Genomic DNA, 13,523 nt, shown 5'->3' on the forward strand with positions numbered 1-13,523 from the left:
GTACTCAAGAGGGTCTACCAGGGCGAGTTGCCCTCGTCGTCCGGAGCTTCGTGACGCCGCTCGCGAGGCGCCTGCGGCGGCGGAGTGGAGGCCGATGGCGGCGGCGGCGGAGGAGGCGGCTCGGACGCCGTCGGCTCCTCCTCTTCGATCTCGGGGAAGCGGCTGCGCAGCGTGCCGATCATCAGCTCCCTGGTCTCCTGGTCCTCGTCGCCGAGCGACTCCTGCATGACCTCCGCGACCTTGCCGGCGATCCCGCCCTGCGCCTGGTGCATCGTCGCGAGGATCTGCCGCGACAGCTCCTCCATCGGGTACGTCCTGGCCTTGTTCCCGAATTCGAGAGCCGTCACGCCGCCGTCCGCCCCGACGGTCACCTTGACGGCGCCGTCGGAGCTGGTGGCCGTCAGCCGCAGCTCCTCGGTCCGCTCCTGGGCGGCCGCGTAGCGCTGGGCCTTCTCCTCCAGGCCCGCGGCCCACTGGTCCATTTTGCGCTGGGCCTCGTCCGGATCCAGCATGAGCTCACCGAGCTCGTTCGGCCTCGTCACTGCTTTCCTCCGATGTCCAAGGCCTTGAAGTCGGCCTTGAACGGTTCCGCGTTGGTCTTGTCACCGTCCACATAGGACTTCGCGGCGGAGCGGACGTTGTCCGCCGTCGCCTGCACTCCTTCGCCGGCCGCCTTGATCGCCTCCGCCGCGCGTTCGCCCGTCGGGTTGACGATCGGCGGAAGGAACGCGCACAGCAGGCCGTACGCGTCCGCCGACATCGCCGAACCGGTCGCGCCGTGCGCGGTGTTCAGCCGGTCCACGAGCCCGTCGAGATGGCTCGCGTGCGCGGTCAGGTCGTCCGGATCGACCTCGAACGAGGGCGCTGTCACTTCCAGTCCTTGTTCTGCCAGTCACCGATCACCGGAGGCGCCACGACCTCGTCGGCGGCGAAGAACGACGGGTCGTCGGACTCGAGGTACTCGGCGGCCTTGTGTTCCTTGTCGTCCTGGCCCTGCCCCTTGGCGCCACCGGGTGCCATGCCGCCCATCGGGCCCATGCCGGTGCCGCCGGGCTTGCCGCCGGTACCGCCGGCGCCGGCCGCGCGGGCCGCGGCCGCTTCGGCGTCCATCGCGCCCGCGGCGCCGCCCATGCCGAGCGAGCCCGTCGACCTTCCGGCGCCACCGAGACCACCGGCGCCCGAGCCACCGGCACCGCTACCACCGAAGCCGCTGCCACCACTGCCGCCGCCGAAGCCGCTGCCGCCGGTGCCCCCACCGGGGATACCGGGGATACCGGGGATGTTCGGCATCTTGGGCGGGGTGTACGGCGTGGGCTTGTAGGAGGAGCCGGGGTCCGGGAAGTTGGGGATGTTCGGGCGGGGGATCGGCGGGATCCTCGGCGGGACCGAGTTCGGTCCGCCGCTGTTGGGTCCCGGGATGTTCGGCAACGGGATGTTCGGCGGGTTGTACGGGAGACCGCCGCCCGGACGCGGGCCGCCGCTTTCGGGGAAGGGGATGTTCGGCGGGTTGAACGACGGCGGCGAGACGGACGGCGGGGTGTAGCCCGTGGTGTGCGTCCCTTCGTCGATCTTGGGCATGCTGATGTTCGGCGACGACGGCGGGCGGTAGTTCTCGCCGGACGGCCCGTTCGGGATGTTGGGCATGACCGGGTTCGTGACGGGGCCACCGCCGGGACCGCCACCGGGGCCACCGCCACCGGGGAAACCACCGCCGGGGAAGCCGCCACCCGGATTCCCGCCGGGATTGCCCCCGCCCGGGCCGCCGTTCGGCGAGCTGAAGGGGCTCATGCCACCGGGGCCACCGCCCGTGCCGCCGGGGCCGCCCTGCGGGCCCCCGTCGAGCGAAGCGGCGATGCCGTCCGGACGGGTACGTCCGTCCGCGTCCACGTTGAAGGGGCTGGGGTTCTGCGTGCCGTCACCGGACATGGGGGTGCCCTGCATGGCGGGCTTGAACCCGCCACCACCGGCGCCGCCACCGGACATCGGCGTGCCCTGCATCTGCCGGGTCGCCTGGGCCGTCTTCAACTTCGGCGGAGCAGGGAACGCCGGGGTGGCGATCGCCGAGCCGACCGTCTTGTCGAAGTCGGTCATCACCTTTGCGGCCTGGTCGCGCGCGTCCTGCTGCTTCTTGAAGGTGCCGAGATCCTTCCCGAGCTGCGCCATGTACAGCACCGGGTCTTTGATCGTCTGCAGGTTGGCGTTGGCCTCCTGCACGCTGAACGCCACCGGCGGGTTCGCCGCCATCAGCTTCTGCGTCTCGTTGAGGGTCTGCGAGTGGATCTGCTGCTGCCGTCCGGTCAGCGTCGCGCCGTTCGCCGTCGCGCCGAGCCACTTGCCGACACCGGCGAGGTGTTCGCGGGCCGCGTCGCCGCCCTCGCCCTCCCAGTTGCCCGTGCTCGCGCTGATCGCCTTCGCCAGGTTGCGCTGGTGGCCCGCCAGGTCGTTACCCGCCCGGACCCACTCTTCGGAGGACTCGCCGACCGCGGCCGGGTCCGCGTTCTCCGCGATCGCGGACTGCATCTGCTCGTGGGTGGCGTTGCCCCAGACCGTGGACGGCGGGTCGCCGGGCTTCCGCATGTCCAGGTTCTTGTCGAGACCCTCGCGCGCCTTCTCCAGTTGCCCCTCGTACATCTTCTGAGTGAACTGGTCCTTCATGCCGACGAGTGGGGTCTTCCCCCAGCCGAGCAAGTTGAAGATGAGGTCCGTTCCGGCCGAGGCCCCGGCCCGGATCTCGTCGCCGGACGCGCCCTTGTCCGCCAGCGGCCCGACGTAGTAGTCGGACGACGAGTCGGCTGTCGGGTCGTAGTGCCCGTCGAGCTTGTCGTAGTCGGGCGAGTTCGGGTCGGAGACCTTCGCCGTCTTCTCCTCGGATTCGGTCACAGGTCTCTCCTCAGATCTCGGTGTCGATCTGCTTCAGGTTGCGCTGGTTCTCGTTGTCGCGTTCGCGGTAGTTCCGCTTGGCGAGTTCGATCGCCTCGACGTAGGTGGGGAACTCGGCGCGAGCGGTCTGGAGCTGGGTGAGCAGGCCCTGCGCGTCCGTCGCGGTGCCGTGCATGTGCTGGGACACCCACTGCGCGGTCGCGGTGGAGCTCATCGCCGGCGACTTCTGCAGCTTGGTCAGCGCGCTCCAGCGCTCTTCGAGGCTGTCGATCACACCTTGGAGTGAACGGATCATCTCCTGGCCGGTGGTCTCGTCGACGGCGAAGCCGCCCTGCTTGGCCATCTCCTTCAGCCGCGCGCTCGCGAACGCCACCTTGCGCGCCGCCATCAACGGCTGCAGTTCTTGTGCTTCCTCGGTCAACGGAGGGTCCTCTCGCCGGGTTCAGGAAGGTCAGTAGATGTCAGCGATGGCGTCCCGGATCGCGTTCGCCACGCCCGACTGACTGGCCGGGTCGTAGTGACCGATCACGGCGCCCGAGGCTTCGTCGGTCTCGGTCCAGACTAGGTACCGGCCGTCTTCGGTGTCGAGCCAGCTCAGCGGCGTCGACCGGAGTCGCTCGCCGCGGCGGCCGATCCCGCTCACGATGATGTACCCGCCACCGAGGCGGGGCCCGGCCAGCACCTGCTCCAGGACTTCGAGGTCGCTCTCGTCGTTGCGCGGGGCCGGAGACTCCGGCCGGGCGCGGACGACGCCGGTGAACTGGAGGTTGCCGAACGCGTCGGTCTCCTCCTCGTCGAACTCGGCTTCGGCCTGACGGCGCGCGGTCATCGCGGAGACGGCGCGCTCCTCCTGCTGCACGATCGTGCGGCGGCCGGTCGACGCGGGGCGCATCCGCGGCAGCACCCCGGAGAGGACCTCGACCAGCTCGTCGTCGGAGAAGAGCGCGAACTGGAGTTCGTCTTCGCCGTGGGCCTGCGTGATGCCGAGCGCCTGCCTGCCGTCGGTGAGGGTGAGGACGGCGATGTCCTGGCCGAGACCGTCGATGCCGTTGATCGAGACGGTGATCCGGTGATTCCCCAGCAGCGCGAACGCGGTGCGGACGGCCTGGTTCAGCTCGCCGTTGATCGACAGGCGGCGCTGCTCGAGATCGGTGTAGACCTTCCGGACGATCGCGGTGTACCGCTCCGGGACGATCGAGGTGTTCTGGACACGCAAGGGAAACAACCGGGCATCGACGCCAAGCGCCCGCCCGACCACCGTCGCCTCGATCGTCCCCAGCGCGAAATCGGCTCGCTCAGCCATGCTTCTGCGCTACTCCCTCACGGGGGCCGTACCCCGTCACGATCGGCTGACCTGCATAGAGGGGGCCGACTTTGTTAATGGCCAAAACAAACTAGCACAGCGCATGACTGTACGGAACCACACGAACAGCGCCGAACCCGATGGAATGGATCACAATGCCCGATCGGGCACTTTTCTTGCCCCTAAAGGAATAACGGCCGTTCACCGCGATGCTACCGGTCGACCGTCGCGGGTGCGTAAGTCGTCATCCGGCGGGCCACGTCCGTCCGTGAACGGGCCCCGAGTTTTCGCAGAACCTTCGCGACGTGTTGTTCCACGGTACGCGGGGAAAGGAACAGTCCGTCCGCTATCTCCCGGTTCGTCCGCCCGTCGGAAAGCATCCGCGCGACCTCGAGTTCCCGCGGCGAGAGCTCCTGGCCGTAGCCGCGCCGCCCGCGCTGCGAGGGCGCCCACGCGCCGTGCTCCCGCAGCTGGTGGCGGCACCGGCCGGCGTCCCTGGTCGCGCCGAGCCGCTCGTAGGCCTCCGCGGCCGCCGCGAGCTCCTCGATCGCCTTGCCGTCGCCCGCGGTGAGGCGGCCCGCGTCGAGACGGCCGGCGGTGAGACGGCACAACGCGGCCCGCTCCCGCGCGCCGATGGCCTGGTACGGCATCGGCAGCGCCTCGTAGCCCGCCGCCGCCTCGTCGAAAACCGTTGCCGCGGCGGGATGTTTGCCGCGCGCGTCGAGCAGGATCGCCTGCCCGGCCAGCAGCGCGACCCGGGAGACCGGCGAGTCCTTGCCCTCGACGCCGCGGGCGAACTCCTCGACCACGGCGTCCGCCTCCGACCAGCGCCCGGCCCGCGTGTAGGCCTCGGCCGCGGCCGGGACCAGCCCCGCCGCCCACACCCAGACGCCCTTGCGCCGGGCCGCCGCGACGGCGTTGTCGGCCGCCGCGCACGCGCCGTCGACGTCGTCCGTCGCGAGGAGCACCCTGATCAGGACCCCTGCCGCCGAAAGGACGACCGGGATGGGCCCGTGCTCCGGCGCGTGCACGCTCGCCGCGGCCAGATGCCGTTGCGCGGCGGCGAATTCCCCGCGGACGGCGGCCAGCCCGCCGAGGACGAGCGAGGACTCCATGACGATCGGCCCGAGGTCGGGGTAGCCGTCACGGAGCTGTTCGGTGACCTCCGCGAGCCCGGACCAGCGGCCGCGCACCCAGTCCAGCCGGACCTGGGTGCCCTGCGCGAGCCCGGCGGCGTAGAGCGCGCCGGCGTCGGTCGCGCGGCGGATCCCTTCCGTGACCAGCTTTTCCGCCCTGGCCAGGTGCCCGGCCCAGGACTGCGCGTCGGCGAGGTTGCACCACAGCCGCGCGAGCTGGACGCGTTCGGCGACGCCGGTGCCCTGTTCCGGCAGTTCGGTGAACTCGGTCCAGGCCGAGCCGTCGCCGATGTGCGCCTGGGTGGCGATCCGGTCGCCGAGGAGCGCGAGCCGCAGCTCCGGGTCTTCGAGCCGGTCGAAGACGTCGCGGGCCCGGTCCATCCAGACCTCGTGCCAGGACAACGGGGTCAGCCCGTCGATCGGCTGGGCGAGCAGATTGATCCCGCGGGCGGCCAGCTCCGGTTCGTCGACCAGTTCGGTGATCGCCTTCTCCACCTCGACCCGGCCCCGGCCCAGGCGCCCGATCGTGCGGACCAGCAGCATCCCGAGACTGAGCCTGATCGTCCCGCGGACGCTCGTGCGCAGGTCGGTGAGGTCTTCGAGGATCCGCTCCAGCGTCTCGATGACGTCCGGGCGGAAGCCGCGCAGCGCGACCTGGCTGAGTTTCGTGGCCAGCCGGGCGATGTCGTCCTCGCCGAGGCCCGCCTCGGCCAGTACGGACTGGAGCAGGTCGATCGCGCGTGACGTGTCGCCCTGGGCGATGGCCTCGTCGGCGGCAGCCTCGGCGTAGTGGCGCCACTGTTCGGTCCGCCCCGCCGCGCGCGAGTGGTTCGCCAGCAGCGTCAGCGGCGGGATCGGCTGGGCGGCGAGCACCTGGATGGCGCGCGAATGCAGCAATGTCCTTTCGGGACCGCTGATGGTGTCGTAGACGGCCTTGCGCGCCAAGGGATGCCGGAAGCCGTAACGGTCGCCGCCGAGTTCGCCGAGCACCCCGCCATCCAAAGTGGACAGAAGGGCCGAGCGGAGCGCGTCGCCGCCGAGACAGGCGAGTTCACCGATCACCGACGGTTCGGACGGGACGGCGAGCACCGCCGCCGCGCGGGCCAGCCGGACCGCGGGTTCGGGAAGTCCTTCGAGTCGTTCGGTGATGGCCTCACGCAGGGAGATCGGGACTTCGAGGCTCTCCAGGAGCCGATCCGAGAGCACTTCGCCGATCGGCAGCCGTCCGGCGGCGTCCCGCAGCGCCCGAAGGGTCTCCTCGACCACGAACGGGATCCCCGCGGTGCTTTCGTGCAGTTTCGCGGTGAACGGCGCGGAAACCCGCGGCAGGTCCAGCAGTTCCTCCGCCAGCTTCCCGACGGCTTCGACGTCGAGCGCGCCCAGCGTCACGCGGGCGGTCTGGACGTTCGGCGGGGTGCGGAACGGGATGACGGCGCCTCCGTGACCCGAGGGCGCGCCGGTCCGGTAGGCCGCGACGACGGCCAGTTCGGCGGGCATGGCCGAGGCGAGGAACCGCATCAGGTCACGGGTGCCCTCATCGGCCCACTGGAGGTCGTCGATCAGGACGAGCGCGGGCCCGCAGGCGATCAGGAGTTCGCGGACGGCGCGGAACTGACGGTGTCGTTCGGCGCACGGGTCGGCGAGTGGTTCGGGTTGGGGTGGAAGGCTTTCCGCGAGTTCGGGCAGCAAGGGTCTCAGCACCCCGGCGACCGGGCTGAGCGGGCCGAGCGGCCGGTCGCCCGCCGAACGCAGCGCTTCGAGCACCGGTCCGAACGGGAACGGTTCGCGCATCGGCTGGCAGGAACCGGAGAGCACCCGGCCCGCCGCGAACTCTCGGCGTCCGGCCAGCTCTTCGAGCAGCCTGCTGCGGCCCATCCCGGGTTCGCCTTCGATCAGCACGGCGGCGGGACGGCGCAGCAGGATCTTCACGATCGCCGAGACCTCGACGTCGCGGCCCACGAGTGCCGTCGATCCGGCGCGGACCGAGACCGAGGTCGGGCGAGGGGTGGCAAGCCACATCATGCGCTCCTCGGTAGGGAGTTCCCGGTGAGCCCGACACGATCTTGTGCGTTGTCCTGCGGAGCCTAAGCACTGCCTACCGGGTCGTAAACCACCCAACACGGACAGCACGGGCATCTCGCTAGGCCGTCTGCCGACGCACCGTCACCGGTTGGACGACGGATCGTCGGTTGGAAAATCACCAGGCACCCGAAACGTCGGCGAGAAACCCGATCCGGCGATTCATCCCACGTTCAGGGGGTGGCAACGACTACGCAAGGTATTCACTCCGAAACCCTACTTACGGACGTGCCCGTACGGGTGCCAGCACTGAGTGATCGTCACCGGAGCAGGGGATTCGGCTCCCGAAGAATGGGTATACCTATCCCGCGCCGACCCGGATTGCGGGCTTCACCGGAGTCCAGAACTCTCACCCGTCAGGGGAGGGCTATCGCATGGCGAACCGGAGCCGTGCGTGATGACGAGGGAGAAGCATGAAGATCACGAAGCTCCTCGGTGTGGCCGCCACGGCGGCACTGGCCACCGGTGCGCTCGTCACGGGCACCCCCGCGGCGGCGTCCTCGACCACCAGTCTGCTCAACGCCGAGATGGTTCCCGCCCTGCAACGGGACCTCGGCCTGACCGCGAGCCAGGCGCTCGCCCGGATCCAGAGCGAGACCGCCGCCGGCGCGCTCGAACAGTCGCTCGCCTCGGCGCTCGCCGGCAGCTTCGGCGGCGCGAGCTACAACGAGGCCACCGGAAAACTCCGGGTCGGCGTCACGGACGCCGCGAAACTGGGGCAGGTCCTCGCCAGTGGCGCGGAAGCGGAACTCGTGCGCTTCTCGGCCGCCCAGCTCGATTCCACTGTGGACAAACTGAACGCGGGTGAGCGCGCGGCGGACGGCGCGATCACCGGCTGGGGCGTCGACACCAAGACCAACCGCGTGACGCTGAACGTCCTGCCGGGCCAGAGCGGCGTCGTCGACTCGTACCTGGAGAAGACCGGTGTGGACAAGTCCGCCGTCTCGGTGGTCGAGACCGCCGGGGTGCCGACCCTGAAGTACGACGTCCGCGGCGGTGACGCCTACTACATCAACAACTCTTCGCGCTGTTCGATCGGCTTCTCGGTCAACGGCGGCTTCCTCACCGCCGGACACTGCGGCCCCGGCACGGTGACCGGCTCCAACCGCGTCGCGATGGGGTCGTTCTCCCGCGTCAGCTTCCCGAGCAACGACTACGCCAGCGTCCGGGTCAACAGCAACTGGACCCCGCGCGGTGTCATCAACAACGGCACCCGGGTGAGCGGGTCGAGCGAGGCCGCGACCGGCGCCTCGGTCTGCAAGTCGGGTTCGACCACCGGCTGGACCTGCGGCACCGTCGGCGCCAAGAACCAGACCGTCCGCTACTCCGAGGGCACGGTCTACGGCATGACCGCCACCAACGTGCGCTCGCAGGCGGGCGACTCCGGCGGCTCGTTCATCGCGGGCAACCAGGCGCAGGGCATGCTCTCCGGCGGCAACAGCTCGGTGACGTACTTCTTCCCGGTCCGGCCGGCGTTGTCCGCGACCGGGACCTCCCTGGTCCTCGGCTGACACCGTCCCCGGTCACCGAGAACCACCTGAAAAAGACGAAGGGCGGACCGAGTGCCTCCAGCGCACTCGGGCCGCCCTTCGCCTCTTTCCGTACCGCGGGAGCGGTGTCCATCCATGCCCCCGCCGCCACCCTCAACGGAGGCGCTGCGCGCCGCAGGCTGATCAGACGTTGCTGATCTCTTCGATCAGCGCCTCGACGTCGAAGTGCTCGCTCTCGGAGCCGAGCGGGACCAGCTCGTAGGTGGACTCGAGGAACGTCTCGACGTCCTCGCGTTCGAGCTCGAACGACGCGTAACCATCGGGTGACTCGATCTCCAGCGTCAGCATGTCCTCGTCCTCGGAGAGGTCGGGGCGGACGCGGACGTCGCCGAGCCCGGACGGGTCGGTGAGACCGGTGGCGAGCAGCTCACGCGCGAAGGTCCACTCGACCCACCGGCCGCGCTCGGTCCGGAACGACACGGTCACCGCGAACGGTTCGCCGGCGTGGAAGGACAGGCGGGAGAGAACGGGCGTGCTGCTGTTGTTCAGCAGAACGAACTGGCTCTGGTGAATTGCGTCGGTGTGCACGGCCACTCCTCGGTGCTCTCGTGGTTCGCGCGGCGCGAACTTTTTCGTCTCGGGGAGGAGATGGCCGGACATACGGCGGATGACGCGAATGTCGCCACGTTCACGCTATCGGCTGCACATGTCCATAGTGGTGTAACGCCGGGCACAGACCCCTTGCGTTCGGGCCGATACCCGTGGTGACGGGGCCGGGGAGTCCTTTTTGGACCGCTCAGGGATCCAGCGGCAGGGTCAGTCCCGTCTTGACCCGGTCCATCGCCACCGACGTCGTGAAGTGGCGCACGTTCGGGTTGTCGAAGAACATCCGCCGCGTGAACGCCTCGAAGTCCGCCATGTCCCGGCAGGTCACCACGAGCACGAAATCCGCGTTGCCGGTGACGTAGTAACACTGCTGGACGTTGTCGTCGGCGAGCACCTGCCTCCGGAACCCGTCGAGCACCGCGAGGTTCTCCCGCTCCATCTCGACCATCACCACGAAGGTCATCGACAGCCCGAGCGCCCGCGGCGACAGCACCGCCACCTCGCGTTCGATCACCCCGGCCTCGCGCAGCCGCTTGATCCGCCGCTGCACGGCGGCCGCGGACAGGCCCACCTTGGCGCCGATGTTCTCGGCGATCGTGCGGGCGTCCGACTGCAGGCAGGCGAGGATGGCGACGTCCAGGCGGTCGAGGTCGGGTGTGTGCACCAAGCCAGGCTAACCGGACGACTCCTCCGGGCGCCCGCTCTTCGAGCGCGCCGTCGCGCGGCGTGGATCACCCCATCGGGCAAGGCGGGATTCTTTGAATTGTGACCCGGAACACAACTGACGGGTCTACTGAATGGTAGCGCTTACAAGTGAATGGCAGACCGTGTATTCGCCCCGCGAAAGGATTTCTTGGTGCCCTCATCTCAGGCGGCCGTTCTCGCCGGTCTCGGCTCTTGGCTGCCTCCGCGCGTGGTGGGCAACGAGGAGATCGCCCAGCGGCTGGACACCTCCGATGAGTGGATCCGCTCGCGGACCGGCATCGCCGAACGCCGGGTCGTCGACCCCGGGACGTCCACTGTGGATCTCGCGGTCGAGGCGGGGCGACGGGCGCTGGCGTCGGCGGGGGAGAGCGAGGCGGACGCCGTCGTGCTCGCGACGTCGACGGCCGACCAGCTGTGCCCGGCCAGCGCGCCGCAGGTCGCGACCGAACTCGGGCTGAACGGCGTCGCCGCGTTCGACGTCAACGCCGTGTGCAGCGGGTTCATCTACGGGCTCGCCACCGGAGCCGGGCTGATCGCCGCCGGGATCGCCCGCCGCGTGCTGGTGATCGGGGCGGACGTCTTCACCTCGCTCGTCGACCCCGAAGACCGCGGCACGGTGCCGATCTTCGGCGACGGCGCGGGCGCGGTCCTGCTGCGCGCGGGCGACGCCGGAGACCTCGGCGCGCTCGGCGCCTTCGACCTGCACAGCGAGGGCGCGCTCGCGGAGCTGCTCTGGGTCGAGGCCGGCGGCGCGAAGAACCGCCGTTCGGACGACCCGCGTGACCACTACCTGGTGATGCAGGGCCAGACCGTCTTCCGGCACGCCTGCGCCCGGATGGCCGAGTCGGCGCGCGCCGTGCTGGAGTCCGCCGGCTGGACGGTCGGCGACGTCGACCGGTTCATCGGGCACCAGGCGAACATCCGCATCCTGCAGACCTGCGCGAAGCAGCTCGGGCTCGCGGCGGACGTGATGTACTCGAACATCGAAAAGGTGGGCAACACGAGCGCCGCGTCGATCCCGATCGCACTGGCCGACGCGGCCAAGGACGGGTCGCTCCAGCCGGGGCACCGCGTCGTGATGGGGGCTTTCGGGGCCGGGCTGACCTGGGGTTCGACGCTGCTGCGCTGGCCGGACGTCATTCCGGGCTGAGCGCGCTCGCCTCCCAGGCGTGTGTCGGTTCCTGACGTCCGCGCAGCTCCAGTTCCGCGTACGGCTCCCAGTGCGCGCGTTCGCTCTCCAACGCGGCCTTGAGCACCGTCTCGCTCGCCAGGATCCGGCCGTCGGCGGACTTCGCGTGCTCGGTCAGGCGCGCGGCCTCGTTCACCGCGTCGCCGATGACGGTGTACTCGAACCGGCTGCTCGTCCCCAGCTGACCCGCGAAGACCCGGCCGCTCGCGACCCCGATGCCGAGATCCAGCTCGCCGGTCTCCTGTACCGCGTCCCGGATCGCCCGCGCGGCCGACAGCGCCGCCGTCGGCGCGTCCGCGAGCCGGGTCGGGGCGCCGAAGACGCAGAGCGCGGCGTCACCCTGGAACTTGTTGAGCAGTCCGCCGCGGGCGCCGACCGCGTTGACCACGCTGGTGAAGAACCGGTTGAGCATCTTCACCAGGTCTTCCGGCGGCGTGCGCCCCGCCAGGGCCGTCGAATCGACGACGTCGACGAACAGGGCCGTCACCTCGCGCACGTCACCCGAAAGTGAGGCGCCGTACTCGAGCGCGTGCCGGGCGACCTCGTCCCCGACGTGCCTGCCGAACAGGTCCCGCATCCGCTCCTGCTCGCGGAGCCCGGCGGCGAGGTCGTTGACCGAGGTCTGCAACAGGCCGATCTCGCTGGAGTCGTCGACGTCGACCCGGATCTCCTTGTTGCCGCGCGCGATCTCGTCGAGCGCGACCCGCAGCCGGTGCAACGGCGTCGCGACGGCCTTCGCGAGCAGGCCCGTCCCGATCGCGCCGACGCCGAGCCCGATCGCCGAAAGCATGATCAGGCTGGCGACGTGATCGCCCTGGCCGAGGTCCGGCGGCGTCGCCACCAGCAGGACACCGAGGAACGGGACACCGCTCGCCAGCGACCAGGTGACGATCACCCTGGTCCGCACGGTGACCCTGAGCGTCCCCTTCGGGGGCGTCACCTTGAGCGCGATCGTCATCACCGGGCGCGCGACCCATTCCGCCGCGAGATAGGTGAGGCCGACCGTGGTCAGCCCGCCGAGCCCGATCACCAGCGCCATCCCGAGCGCGTCCATCCAGGATCCGAGCACCCGGGCGAGTGAACCGAGCACGATGGTGCCGATCAGCCAGAGCGTTCCGCTCACGATCCCCATGTCGACCGGGATCCGCAGCGCCCGCGCGGCTTCGGCCTCCGTCGGCGGGCGGCCGAAGACGAACCAGACCGCCGTGCGCCGCTGCAACCACGCCGTCCACACGGTGCCGACCACCAGCGACAGCGCCACGATCCCGGCCGCGGTGACGCCGAGGATCCAGCCGTCGTCGCCGACTTCGCTCGGCAGGCCCTGCAGGAGCAGCAGCAACGCGACCACGCCCGCCCCGCACACACTGGACCCGAGGCCGAGCGCGGCGAACCCCAGGCTGGTCCTGAGCACCAGCCTGAACCGGCTCGACATCGTCTTCCCGCGCACCCGGTGATCGTATGACCTCCGCTGGAAAACGGTTCGCCAGTTCTCCCGTGCGGTGGTTACCGTGCGGGTATGGAACCGCTGGGCCAGGACGAGATCAGGGCGTCCTTCGTGAACTGCACGCGCGGCGAGGCCAAGGGCGTCACACTGCCCGCCCCGCCGAGCGAGATCCCTTGGGAGAAAAGGGAATTCCTCGGTTGGCGCGATCCGAAGGCGACCGCTCGCGCGTATCTCGTGCTGCCGTATCGCGGGGAGACCATCGGGCTTTCCCTCCGCGCCGCGCCCCGGCCGAAGGGCCGTGTCCTGCTGAGCAACATGTGCGGCCTGTGCACGACGACACATCCGCTGTCCGACATCGCGCTGTTCTCCGGGCGCCGCGCGGGGAAGCTCGGGCGGGAGGGGAACACGCTGGGCATCTACGCGTGCTCGAACCTCGCATGCAGTCAGTACATCCGCGGCGAACTGAAGTCGGATGTGCCCCAGCCGACGGAAACGCTGTCGCTCGAAGAGCGCGTTTTCCGGCTGGAGGACAAGCTGCACCGGTTCGTGGAGCGGGTACTGGAGTCACGCTGACCTCCGCCGCGCGTGTGTCATGAGGGGTGCGCCGGGTCCCCAATTATTGACAACGGGGACCCCACAGACTCACGCGCACGCCCCGCCGCCCCGCGACGCGCGTGTCGAGGAGCACCAC

General features: G+C 70.2%; 12 protein-coding genes. 3 read left to right on the forward strand and 9 right to left on the reverse strand.

Translation table 11 applies throughout. From position 1 onward, the window contains the following. Nucleotides 1-14: 14 nt before the first annotated feature. From ACFWMR_RS25715 to ACFWMR_RS25740, 6 genes are all read right to left on the reverse strand, one after another. On the reverse strand, nt 15-542 hold the full coding sequence (locus ACFWMR_RS25715; RefSeq protein WP_378380196.1) for a YbaB/EbfC family nucleoid-associated protein: 528 nt from the start codon (nt 540-542) through the stop codon (nt 15-17). After that, on the reverse strand, nt 539-871 hold the full coding sequence (locus ACFWMR_RS25720; protein ID WP_378278239.1) for a type VII secretion target: 333 nt from the start codon (nt 869-871) through the stop codon (nt 539-541). The genes ACFWMR_RS25715 and ACFWMR_RS25720 overlap by 4 nt, the downstream gene beginning before the upstream one ends. Further along, nucleotides 868-2,880, reverse strand: a complete 2,013-nt coding sequence (locus ACFWMR_RS25725) for a hypothetical protein (protein WP_378380197.1) — start codon at nt 2,878-2,880, stop codon at nt 868-870. The genes ACFWMR_RS25720 and ACFWMR_RS25725 overlap by 4 nt, the downstream gene beginning before the upstream one ends. A gap of 10 nt (nt 2,881-2,890) precedes the next feature. Continuing rightward, entirely contained in the window at nt 2,891-3,301 is a 411-nt protein-coding gene (locus ACFWMR_RS25730; RefSeq protein ID WP_378380198.1) for a hypothetical protein, read from the reverse strand. A gap of 30 nt (nt 3,302-3,331) precedes the next feature. After that, the gene (locus ACFWMR_RS25735; RefSeq protein WP_093931770.1) at nt 3,332-4,183 is read right to left on the reverse strand and encodes an ESX secretion-associated protein EspG; all 852 of its coding nucleotides are present in this window, start codon (nt 4,181-4,183) and stop codon (nt 3,332-3,334) included. 212 nt (nt 4,184-4,395) lie between these two features. Then, complete coding sequence (locus tag ACFWMR_RS25740; RefSeq protein WP_378380201.1) at nt 4,396-7,338, reverse strand: ATP-binding protein; 2,943 nt, start codon at nt 7,336-7,338, stop codon at nt 4,396-4,398. A gap of 473 nt (nt 7,339-7,811) precedes the next feature. Between ACFWMR_RS25740 and ACFWMR_RS25745 the strand changes: the two genes are divergently transcribed. After that, nucleotides 7,812-8,909 carry a S1 family peptidase gene (locus ACFWMR_RS25745; RefSeq protein ID WP_378380199.1) on the forward strand — a complete coding sequence of 366 codons (1,098 nt, stop codon included), beginning with the start codon at nt 7,812-7,814 and terminating at the stop codon, nt 8,907-8,909. 162 nt (nt 8,910-9,071) lie between these two features. Here ACFWMR_RS25745 and ACFWMR_RS25750 read toward each other — a convergent pair whose 3' ends face one another. Then, on the reverse strand, nt 9,072-9,476 hold the full coding sequence (locus tag ACFWMR_RS25750; RefSeq protein WP_005149694.1) for an SsgA family sporulation/cell division regulator: 405 nt from the start codon (nt 9,474-9,476) through the stop codon (nt 9,072-9,074). 208 nt (nt 9,477-9,684) lie between these two features. Further along, nucleotides 9,685-10,158: an Lrp/AsnC family transcriptional regulator gene (locus tag ACFWMR_RS25755; RefSeq protein WP_093931772.1), complete on the reverse strand. Its 474-nt coding sequence runs from the start codon at nt 10,156-10,158 to the stop codon at nt 9,685-9,687. A 153-nt stretch (nt 10,159-10,311) separates the two neighbouring features. On the opposite strand from ACFWMR_RS25755, the gene ACFWMR_RS25760 reads away from it, so the two are divergent. After that, nucleotides 10,312-11,349 (forward strand): beta-ketoacyl-ACP synthase III, encoded by a 1,038-nt coding sequence (locus tag ACFWMR_RS25760; protein ID WP_378380200.1) that lies wholly within the window; start codon nt 10,312-10,314, stop codon nt 11,347-11,349. On the opposite strand, the gene ACFWMR_RS25765 is transcribed toward ACFWMR_RS25760, so the two are convergent. Further along, nucleotides 11,336-12,820 carry an adenylate/guanylate cyclase domain-containing protein gene (locus ACFWMR_RS25765; RefSeq protein WP_378380202.1) on the reverse strand — a complete coding sequence of 495 codons (1,485 nt, stop codon included), beginning with the start codon at nt 12,818-12,820 and terminating at the stop codon, nt 11,336-11,338. The genes ACFWMR_RS25760 and ACFWMR_RS25765 overlap by 14 nt on opposite strands. A gap of 84 nt (nt 12,821-12,904) precedes the next feature. On the opposite strand from ACFWMR_RS25765, the gene ACFWMR_RS25770 reads away from it, so the two are divergent. Then, nucleotides 12,905-13,405, forward strand: a complete 501-nt coding sequence (locus ACFWMR_RS25770) for an FBP domain-containing protein (protein ID WP_093931775.1) — start codon at nt 12,905-12,907, stop codon at nt 13,403-13,405. Nucleotides 13,406-13,523: the final 118 nt, after the last annotated feature.

Origin of the sequence: Amycolatopsis thailandensis (assembly GCF_042723255.1) — a bacterium.
Taxonomy (GTDB): domain Bacteria; phylum Actinomycetota; class Actinomycetes; order Mycobacteriales; family Pseudonocardiaceae; genus Amycolatopsis; species Amycolatopsis thailandensis.

Excerpts from the sequence above, each read along its gene's own strand:
- ACFWMR_RS25735 (WP_093931770.1), bottom strand. The coding sequence starts at position 4,183 with ATGGCTGAGCGAGCCGATTTCGCGCTGGGGACGATCGAGGCGACGGTG.
- ACFWMR_RS25740 (WP_378380201.1), bottom strand. The coding sequence starts at position 7,338 with ATGTGGCTTGCCACCCCTCGCCCGACCTCGGTCTCGGTCCGCGCCGGA.
- ACFWMR_RS25745 (WP_378380199.1), top strand. The coding sequence starts at position 7,812 with ATGAAGATCACGAAGCTCCTCGGTGTGGCCGCCACGGCGGCACTGGCC.
- ACFWMR_RS25760 (WP_378380200.1), top strand. The coding sequence starts at position 10,312 with ATGGCAGACCGTGTATTCGCCCCGCGAAAGGATTTCTTGGTGCCCTCA.
- ACFWMR_RS25765 (WP_378380202.1), bottom strand. The coding sequence starts at position 12,820 with ATGTCGAGCCGGTTCAGGCTGGTGCTCAGGACCAGCCTGGGGTTCGCC.
- ACFWMR_RS25770 (WP_093931775.1), top strand. The coding sequence starts at position 12,905 with ATGGAACCGCTGGGCCAGGACGAGATCAGGGCGTCCTTCGTGAACTGC.